Raw genomic sequence first — 7,945 nt, forward strand, 5'->3', positions numbered from 1 at the left:
GTTTATCCTTTCCTTTTTCCTTTTGAATTTCTGCTGTTTCTCTTTTTCAGGACGAGGGCTAAAATGCCCGCCGCAATCAATAAAACAATCCCGGCCAGCATCAGTGCAACGCGGTGATCACCGTCTCCCCCTGTGAAAGGCAGCTTATAATTTTTCTGGTTATCAACTTTCAGAACACTGCCGTCTTTCACAAATGCCGGGGCCGTTCCTTTGGCGGTGATCTTTACGGTTTCAGCCGCTTCGGGATCAATCGTCACACGCCACTGCCCCATGGGCTTGGCATAGCCGGGAACGGTCTTGGTTTCCACGAGCTGATATTCTCCGGCATAGAGATTGCCAAAGTCGATTTTACCGTCCGTGCCGCTGATCCGGGTACCGATAATGGTCTGCCAGCAGGATTTAATCTTGTCATCCTGTTGGTTGTTATGCGTATGCTTTTCATCACAGCCATACAGCACAAAGGTGACGCCTTTCAAGGGCTGTTGAGTTTCCGTGTCCAGCTTCTTAAAGTTAAAGGGAACTTTTTTCGGTTCATTGGTTTTAGAAACGGTCACCATATCCCGGATGCCGTCGATGGTAAAGTGAAGCTTTGTCTGATCCAGCTCATAGCCCTTTGGCGCGGCAATTTCTTTAAAGTAGTAGTCTCCAAAAACTAAATCCGTCACGTTCCACTGCCCGTTCTCATCGGTCACGCCCTGTTTCAATAAGTTATCCTTGGTGTCATACAAGCCAAAAGTCGCTCCTGCCAATTTTTCTTTGGTGCGTTTGTCGGTCTTTTGCAGCTGGGCATCCCCGGTGGCTCCGGTAAAATTTGCCCGGAAGCTGCTGCTTAACGGACTTTGACCGACGGCAAGGGATACGAAAAGTCTTTGAGTGTCCGGGACATCCGGGGCGTAAATGACGCAGGCATCCGGATTTCCGGCATCACTGCTGTGGCGTTTAACGGTTGTCGGGGTAATGGTCACGGAGACCTCACCCTGATAGCTGCCGTCTGCATACAGCATAAAGTCATCATCGTCATAAAGGGTCATGGAGCCGGTATAGTCCCCGTAGGTCTGACCAGATGTGTTGCGGGCTATGGCGTGTACACCATTAGGTAAAGCGACCGTATAGTTTCCATGATCGGCAATATTGCTGCAGTACGTCTGAAACCATCCGGTTTCCTGCCGCTTGGTATTGGCGTTCCAGACCGCTTCCTCCCGTTCCGGAACAATGCTCCAGCTGGCATCCCAGTTATTGGGATTTTGATAGCTGAGGGTATTCACAAGGTTGGCAACGGTGGGGTCGGTCATATAGTAATCGGTATATGCGCCGATGCCTGCAATGACGCGGATGGCTGCCCAGGTCTGAACATAATACTCACCGTTCTGACCATCGTGGAAGCCGTGCCACATGACGTTTCGGATGCGCCAGCTCTGCACGTTCCAGCTTTCCCGGTTGTAGGTGACCAGACCGTTGGGGCCGACGACTTCTGAGGGAATGTTGAGCGATGGATCGGCACAGTAGGCAATTTGATCCACACCGTTATCGCTGATTCTCAAAATTGGTGTCGTGGTGGTAATGATGTCACTGCCATCGGGGCTGGCAAAGTCACTGCTGTAGATCACGCCATCATCCCAGCCTGCGGCCCGCTGAAATTTTTTGTAGCAGGGTTCATCTCCAAAGCTTCGGCTCGCCAACGTCCTGAGACTGGTGGAACAGCTCACCGTTCCGCCTGTGCTTGTCTCGCCTAAAATGTAGTTGCCGGAAGCATCTATCTTTCCGGTATCCTCGGTGGCAGTAATGCCATTTGCATCCAGAATCGCCTGTTCTCCGGCATCAAGCTCTGGGCTTTTTTTCTTGGTATCCTGATCCGCTCTGGTCGGTGCTGCATCGGTTTGAGACGGCTGCTCTATGGCTGGCGACGGGTTTTCCGTCTCTGTATTTGCCGAAACCTCTGTCCTAAATCCGCAGCCATAAAACAGCATCAACAGGGCCATGAGCAAAACGACAGCCTGTTTAAATCGGTGTATCATGCTTCTTCCTCCTTTTACAATTTCGTTTTTTCACGTTTGAACCTCCTTTTTAAAAATATCTATCTCAACCGCCATATGGCGTTTGTTTTCTGTTTTGAGCAAAGAAAAAGCAGCTTTCAATTGGGATTGATCAGCTGCTTTCAGCGGCATGGCTGCCGTGCTCTATTCGATTTTTTGTATTCTTGATTTTTTCTAAATGTGACAAGTTCCTGATTCCAGTCTTTTTGTCCCGGTAAATCCGTGATGAATTGTTTTGATGTTGTGAATCGGTCTGGAAAAGCTTCCATGATTTCCTGCGTGGCACTCTTAATAAAATCCTGACCGGGACGGTTCCCATATTCATTGACCGGGTCATTGTCCACACCAAACACAATTTGACTGATTTCATAATGTGTTGACAGGTAGTGCAATATCGGAAGGTATTTCAGACCATTGCAGGAAAGATAATGATCCCCGCGATTGTCAAAGTACAGCGGATTGTGTATGTTTTTGAGGGTCATATAAGAAAGCAAGTCGATGGGCGATTCAAAGATAAAAAGCCGTGAATTGGCTCCGGGTAAGGTAAAGCCGTATTCGGCCCGGCTTCCTTCCACGAGCATTTTAAATGGGGCGTATTCGTTACTCCCGCGCAGAAAAGCGGATGCGGGTTCTCCGCTATCATCATATCCTACAAACACACAATTACAGCGTTCATCCTGATAGATAAGTTTTTGATCAACACAGTATTGAATGATTTTCGGATCAAGCTTGCGGGTTTTTAACAGATAGGCAAAGAGATTGCGGTAACTTTTGGCTTTGGGCGGCAGACAAAAGGGCTTAGGTGGCGGTGGCTCCGGCCATGTGGCGGACAATTGAACGGGCGGGACGTGATGGCTGAAGTCCAGCAACTCCTGAACGGCTTCTTTCCAGCTGCAAGTATTGAGCCAGGCGACAAATTGAATGACATATCCTCCCTGACCGGATGCAAAGTCTTTCCATTTGCGCCCGTCAGGTGTGACATCAAGACCGTTCCAGCCTTTTACCTTCACACGACGGTTGGTGCGTTTGAGGTCAAGACCGCGGTGCTCCATGTAGTCTATAATATTAATTGTATTAACATAGTCTATTTGATCATCGGTGAATTTCTTTTTCATTATTCAACTCCTTAATTTGGGTACAAAAAAGCAGATCAACTCATGCTTAAAAGTTAATCTGCTTCTTTACGATCCTATAATCTTTATAATTAATGCTGTATAGAAATTCTAAAACCCTGCCATGATTTTGAATCAAAAAACAACGGATTTTGTACCGTATATCATTCCTTTCATTATAATTATTGTGAATATTGCTGACATTTTCCTGACCGCTGCTGACATTCCACTGACAGAAATCAGTCATTTTTTACCTTTTTCAGCTATGTTTTTCCGTAATTTTTTCTTCTTAATCTAAGCCCTTATTTTGTTTTTTTGTATAAAAAAATGAGCTTCAGAATCTCTGAAACCCAGTATTTATGCGGTTTGGCGGAGAAGGAGGGATTTGAACCCTCGCACCGCGTTAACGGCCTATACCCTTAGCAGGGGCACCTCTTATAGCCACTTGAGTACTTCTCCATGTTTAATGTCAGTTAAAAAAGACTACGTTTTTTATCACTGACCTATTCAGTTTTGATGGCCGAGAGGGTGGGATTCGAACCCACGTGGGCTTGCACCCTAACGGTTTTCAAGACCGCCCCGTTATGACCACTTCGGTACCTCTCGACTCGAAATGCAAGATTAATTATAACAGGGGCTGAAGCCCCTGTCAACCATTTTTTTCGTGATTTTTACTGGTTTTTTTTATGGTTTTTTATTTAGAGTTTCACCGTCCAACCCAGTTTATCTTCGACCGTTCCTGTTTGCATTCCGAACAGTGTATCGTAAATTCTTTGAGTGTATTCGCCGATTTCGCCATTATTAAAGCTCATATCCTCACCCTGGTATTCCAAACCGCCAATCGGTGATACAACAGCCGCTGTTCCAGTCCCGAATACTTCTTCAACCTGACCTTTATGATACATATCCACAAACTCATCAATGGTAATACGGCGTTCAATGACTTCTTCTCCCCAGGAGCGCAGAAGCTCAATAACACTTTTACGGGTGATTCCCGGAAGAATGGTTCCATGAAGCTCTGGTGTAATAAATTTGCCATCTACCTTAAAGAAAATATTGCTGGTTCCTACTTCTTCAATATATCTGCGCTCTGCACCATCGAGCCAGAGAATCTGTTCAAATCCTTCATCATGGGCTTTTTCCTGGGCCGCCAGACCGCCTGCATAGTTACCACCGCATTTAGCCTCACCTGTGCCACCCACAACAGTTCTTGAGTAAATATCTTCCACATGCATTTTTGCAGGCTGCAGGCCTGTCGCATAATATGCACCTACTGGACTCAAAATAATAATAAATTTATAGTGATGGCTGGTGCGAACACCGATAAATGGGTCTGTTGCAAAGACAAAAGGACGGATATACAAAGAAGTCCCCGGCGCATGAGGCACCCAGTCCTGGTCAAGGGCGACAAGCTGCTTTAAGGCATCAAATACAAATTCTTCATCAATCTGAGGAATACACATCCGGACATTTGAACGATTCATACGCGCAAAGTTTTCCATAGGTCTGAAAAACTGGATATCCCCCTCTGGCGTTTTATAGGCTTTCATTCCCTCGAAAACTTCCTGGGCATAATGAAGCACCATCGCCGCTGGAGAAAGCTCTATCGGGCCATATGGGACGATTCTAGCATCATGCCAGCCCTTACCTTCTGTGTAATCCATGATAAACATATGATCTGTAAATTCAGTCCCGAAAACCAAATTGTTTTCATCTGGTTTTGGCTTTAACTGTGTTCTTTTCGTAATCGTGATTTCCATAGTTCTTCCACTCCAATCTTTTTAAAAACACTCTGATATATAGTATACATTTATTGTATACAAAGAACAAGTGCTAAAATAAAAAAAAGGGCAAATTTGCCCTTTTTATATGTATTTTTAATTGTACACGATCAATTTAGAAATACCAATTCCCCGCAATACATACAGAACCGCTGGTCTGATAGCTTCTGAAGCTTGTAAAATTATGGCTGCGGATGCCGCCTTCCATGCAGTCTGTAACCGCCTGCTGTACAGCTGCTGGAGCATTACCAAGATACTGAGTATAATAACCGTCAAGGTAAGAAGCAAACTGGCCTGGTGCTGTCAATACACTTACAGCATCTGGGCCCCACCCTGCGTCTACACGGTTCATAACACAGGAGATAACCCCCATTGCGCCTTCATAGGAAGTGCCGCCTTCATGTGCAACAATTGCACAGATCAGATCAAAATCGCTGCCTGCAGTCTGAGTTGCATTTCCAGCGCTCGGACTTGGGCTTGAAGCAAGGCTTTCAGGAACAGCTTTCTTTGTTCCAACTTCCACGACTTCCTTAACCGGTTCAACCTTTATATTGCTGGAAATATTCTCGCGTTTTACTTCTACGCCGTCCTGATAGGTTACTTTATCCACAAAATCGGCTTTTCCAACGACACCTTGTGTCACAACATTGCGTGTACCCTCTTCAAGCTCTGCATTTTCTTTTTCTTCGCTTTCAAAAGGAATATCTCTTTCACCAGCCTCTTCTTTTACTTCAATACGAGTAATGGTTACATTTGATACATCTGTTGTCAAAGCAGTCGATGGCGCTGGCGTTACAATATCATCATCATCGTACTGAACATTATTGTCACTCAAAAGATCTCCAACTGTTTCAGCTGCCGATTTATAATCAACTGTCTTTCCGTCAACCTTGATCTGGCCGACAGCATTTTTCTTTACTGTAACAGTATCTACATCTTTAACTTTTTTATCCGGATCAACGCTAATCGTATATTCTTCACTTACTGGATAACCCTGATCCTGAAGAACTTCTTCTACAGATTTCTGCAGCTGCGCATTGATAACTTCTGTCTTAACAGCATCGGCTGCAGTCGCTTTATTTTCGTCTAAAACAAGCTTTACATCTTTAGTCGCATTAAACGCGCAGGTTACGCCAATAATAACAACCAGAACAAACAAACCGGAAATGATGGCCGTTTCCTTTTTATACCTCTTTAAAAATCTCTTAACCAATGTTAACTTATTCAAATCGTGTACCCCTTTTTTACTTGTTTTACAAATTCAAAGTATAGTTTACAAGTTCGTTACAAAATAAATTTTAACAAGATTTTAGATGTTTGTCAAGTTATTTAAGCATTTATGCTATAATAATGGCTATTGGAGGATATTATGACGAAAAATATTTTAAATTTTCATAAAGAAACTGCACGTATTTTTGCCACAAATCTTTTACAATGGTTTTACAAATCAAAACGTGCCCTGCCATTTCGTGAGACCAAAAAACCATACAATATCTGGATCTCAGAAATTATGGCGCAACAAACCCAGATTGATACGCTTATTCCTTATTATCATCGTTTTGTAGAGGCTTTTCCCGATGTAACGGCTCTGGCTGAGGCACCAGAAGATAAAGTTCTAAAACTCTGGGAGGGGCTGGGCTATTATTCCAGAGCGAAAAATCTTCATAAGGCCGCTAAAATAATTCATGAAGAGTATAACGGTATTTTTCCAGACCATTACGATGCGCTCATTAATCTTCCCGGCATCGGGCCATATACGGGCGGCGCCATTGCCAGTATTGCTTTTAAAGAAAAGGTACCTGCCATTGACGGGAATGTTCTGCGTGTAATCTCACGCTTTAATAATTATAACGGCGACATCGCGAATGTCAAAGTAAAAAATGCCATTACTGACTGGGTTGCTCAGGCTTTGCCTGATACACCCGGCGATTTTAATGAAGGCCTTATGGAACTCGGCGCTTTAGTTTGCACCCCAACCAACCCCAAATGCATGATTTGTCCTGAACAGAATATCTGCGAAGCTTTTAGAGAAGGAACAATGAATCAATTGCCCGTTAAATCGAAAAAAAAACGTCAGAAAAAGCTTGAAATGGAAGTTGGGATTGTCGATATGGGTGGTGCTCTTTATCTTGTTAAACGTCCGGATAAAGGCCTTTTGTCAGGTTTATGGAGTTTTCCTATTATAGAAGAAGAAAAAACAAAGCCTGGCAACGCTATCCGCCAAGCTTTAGAAACCATCTTTCCCAATCTTCCAGAAGGAAAAAATATTGGTAACAGCAAACATGTTTTCAGCCATATTATTTGGAATATGACCGTCTATTATTTTGAAATTAATTCCGTGATGGCCGCTGAAGCACCAGAAAAATATGGTGACACTCAAGCCGCTTTCAAAGATCGTGAACAGCTGGCTGCTTTAGCATTACCAACGGCTTTCTCTAAATTATTAGTGTTACTATAAAGATGTAAAAAAGAAAAAAGCAAGGAATTATTTTAGATTCTTTGCTTTTTAATGTTAAGTTCTATTAACCAAAAAAGTTAGCAGCTCTTATCGCCGCGTACTCCGGTGTCCTGCAGACACCTTCGTCAGGGGCTGCGCCCCATAAAAAAGAAAGGTCATTGGCCCTTTGCAAGTAAACTTGCACGGGCCGCTCACCATTCTTTTTTTGCGCGGCTTTAGCCAGAAATGTAAAAAGACCCCGCGATGTCCTATCCTCCCAGGCAGTTGCCCACCAAGTACTTTCAGCGCTGAAGGACTTTACTTCTGTGTTCGGTATGTAAACAGGTGTTTCCCCTTCGCCATCATCACGAGATCAATCTTGCGTTTTTATTCAGTTTTTAGTCACTCAAAACAACATAAAGGAAAAGAGTGTTTCAAAAGTCTTGTTAGATCAAGACCTCGGCCGATTAGTACTGGTCAGCTCCATACATTGCTGCACTTCCACCTCCAGCCTATCTACCTGGTCGTCTTCCAGAGGCCTTACTTCTTTCGAATGAGATATCTTATCTTAAGGGGGGCTTC

Annotated in this window: 5 protein-coding genes, 2 tRNA genes and 2 rRNA genes; 1 reads left to right on the plus strand and 8 read right to left on the minus strand. The window is 44.0% G+C overall.

The features are described 5' to 3' along the window. Positions 1 to 2 precede the first annotated feature (2 nt). The 6 genes from BUC22_RS14940 to BUC22_RS14965 form a co-directional block, all read right to left on the minus strand. Entirely contained in the window at positions 3 to 2,015 is a 2,013-nt protein-coding gene (locus tag BUC22_RS14940) for an MSCRAMM family protein (protein WP_013378540.1), read from the minus strand. Positions 2,016 to 2,155: 140 nt separating this feature from the next. Further along, positions 2,156 to 3,148: a DUF3991 and TOPRIM domain-containing protein gene (locus tag BUC22_RS14945; protein ID WP_013378538.1), complete on the minus strand. Its 993-nt coding sequence runs from the start codon at positions 3,146 to 3,148 to the stop codon at positions 2,156 to 2,158. 364 nt (positions 3,149 to 3,512) lie between these two features. Then, positions 3,513 to 3,604 (minus strand) — tRNA-Ser (locus BUC22_RS14950). A gap of 58 nt (positions 3,605 to 3,662) precedes the next feature. After that, positions 3,663 to 3,751 (minus strand) — tRNA-Ser (locus BUC22_RS14955). Between the two features lie 92 nt (positions 3,752 to 3,843). Continuing rightward, entirely contained in the window at positions 3,844 to 4,905 is a 1,062-nt protein-coding gene (locus tag BUC22_RS14960; RefSeq protein WP_013378535.1) for a branched-chain amino acid aminotransferase, read from the minus strand. Positions 4,906 to 5,041: 136 nt separating this feature from the next. Beyond that, positions 5,042 to 6,154: a G5 domain-containing protein gene (locus tag BUC22_RS14965; protein ID WP_013378534.1), complete on the minus strand. Its 1,113-nt coding sequence runs from the start codon at positions 6,152 to 6,154 to the stop codon at positions 5,042 to 5,044. A gap of 141 nt (positions 6,155 to 6,295) precedes the next feature. On the opposite strand from BUC22_RS14965, the gene mutY reads away from it, so the two are divergent. Continuing rightward, entirely contained in the window at positions 6,296 to 7,384 is a 1,089-nt protein-coding gene (gene mutY / locus BUC22_RS14970) for an A/G-specific adenine glycosylase (protein ID WP_073383124.1), read from the plus strand. A 235-nt stretch (positions 7,385 to 7,619) separates the two neighbouring features. On the opposite strand, the gene rrf is transcribed toward mutY, so the two are convergent. Together rrf and BUC22_RS14980 are read right to left on the minus strand one after the other, a co-directional pair. Continuing rightward, positions 7,620 to 7,736: ribosomal RNA gene (rrf, locus tag BUC22_RS14975) — 5S ribosomal RNA — on the minus strand. 74 nt (positions 7,737 to 7,810) lie between these two features. After that, a 23S ribosomal RNA gene (locus tag BUC22_RS14980) occupies positions 7,811 to 7,945 on the minus strand; the annotation flags it as partial.

This window comes from Eubacterium callanderi (assembly GCF_900142645.1).
Classification (GTDB): domain Bacteria; phylum Bacillota; class Clostridia; order Eubacteriales; family Eubacteriaceae; genus Eubacterium; species Eubacterium callanderi.